This is a genomic window from Pedobacter sp. 01N416 (genome assembly GCF_056399685.1).
This window is the reverse complement of the sequence record NZ_JBFTRT010000752.1, coordinates 1-1976: the sequence shown is the minus strand read 5'-3', so window position 1 is coordinate 1976 and position 1976 is coordinate 1. Positions and strand designations below refer to the sequence as shown.

Genomic DNA, 1976 nt, shown 5'->3' with positions numbered 1-1976 from the left:
GTTCTATTACGTGCAGGGTAAGTTCTTCAAGGCTCTTAAGTAGCTTTTTATTCATTTCGCCCAATGCTAAACCTTCTTTTTCGATAACTTCTGCCGAAGGGATTTCTGGTAAATGTTTATTCGTTTTGATATAAGCCTCCAGTTCGTTTAGTGTTCCAATTTTATAATCCTTTGCGAAAACATAATCTGGCCATCCGGTAGATTCCACTTTTACTTCCATTGCCCGTACCGTGCCGAAAACCGATAACTTTTCTTTTGGTGTAAGTGTGCCCATTCCGATATTACCTAACTCATCAATCACGATGTCGTCACCATAAAACCACTCTGGTCCTGTTTTTAATTTATCGAAAGATCTCCGGGTACCTATAATCATCTTACCTGCAGCGTTACCACTATAGGTATTTCCTGCAACCGTAATAATTCTTCCCTGCCCCCATGGGTTATCTCCACCGGCATTTGCCGGGATTACGAATTCGATCTGGGCGCCCATTGTAGCCGATCTTGCACCAGTTGTTGCTTCCACGATCAATCCGTTTCCATTGTATTGAAAATTGTTCCCTCCATTAATGGAGGCACCATTACTCTTAACATGCAAAATTCCCCGTGGTACAATTTCTCCAATCCCTACATTTCCTGTCTTATTTATTGTAAATATTTCCCGCTCAGGTGTTTCGCCTCCGAGCAGAGAAAAAAATCCTAATCTTTCATAAGGACTATTGATATCATTAAGTTCGATTTTAAAACGCCTCGAATTATCCGAAACATGGAAACCAATTCTGGGCCGCTGAGAATCTTCAGCCCCGATAGAAATACCAGAGTGATTATCGTAATTGTATGCTTTAACATCTCCACCTGCAACGGTTAACCTATAGGCAGGGTTTTGTGTACCAACGCCCAAACCAGCTGCAAAATAACCCTGGCCATCGGCCCGAACAGTAAAATTCGTTACTCCGCCGGCAACACCTTCATAAAAGACGTTGGCCTGACCATAAGGATTATCAGTAATTGCTTTAAAAATCCCACTAGGAAAACCATAGCTACTACCAGCCTGGTGTCCTGTAAAAAAATTCTGCCCCCCAGAAGTAGTGATGTAGATTTTACCATTGAGGTTGCCATTGGTTTCTGTTAAAACCCGTGACCATTCGGTGTTCGCCACATTATTGGTTTTTCTAAACCAAAGGTTCTGATCAAAAAAACTACCCGCAAACTGCATGGCGAAGTTATTGTTAACATTGCTATGCCTTACATCAAGTAAATGCCACCATCCACCTGCCCCGCTAGGAAAATTAACAGGGTTATAGGTCTCATAAAAACCGGAATTACCACCCATCTGGCCCGCATCGTCTTTAGGTTGGGTGCTCTGTGCCAATAGGAAAATTGGAATGGATAAAAAAAGTAAAAGTGTTAAAAATTTCATCATAATGTTGTTTGGTTCTAATGGCCCAAAGGAATTAAACGAGGTTAGTTATTCCTCCATGAACGTAATGAGCCAATCTAAAATCCTCATTTAAAACGGCAAAAAAAACCGTGATTGACGAAACCACGGTTTTTGATAGTTGAAAACCCTAAAGTAAATGACCAAATGTGCTGGTGTATTTATTAGGTTCATAGCATAGATGGACTGAATAGCGATGGTTTAAATATATGCTCCTTAAGTTTCTGATACTGTTAATTTAACTGAAAACTGTTAAGTGCCAACTGAAAACTTATCTTTCTTATATTAAAAAAAGGTATGTTGAAAAGGATCTGGAAACGAATCGTTCCGTGTTTTTCGGGTAGTGCAGCCCCGCCATTCGCTTCAATCTTTTTGTTGCCGTTATCCCTGAGATGATCGAAGGGGCAACAAAAAGGATTTCCGCTGTTGTCGGGTTTAGTTAGGAGAGTTTGGAGCTTTTGGGGTGGTTGAATAGCGATGGTTTAAATGTATGTCACTTAAGTTTCTGGTATGACTAAATAGCTAACCCCAAGCTGGTGCG

The 1976-nt window shown here is 40.8% G+C and carries 1 protein-coding gene; it reads right to left on the bottom strand.

The annotated features are described in order from the left end of the window. Positions 1–1420: hypothetical protein (locus tag AC1DND_RS26690; protein WP_477585727.1), on the bottom strand; the 1420-nt coding region annotated here is incomplete at its 3' end. Positions 1421–1976: the final 556 nt, after the last annotated feature.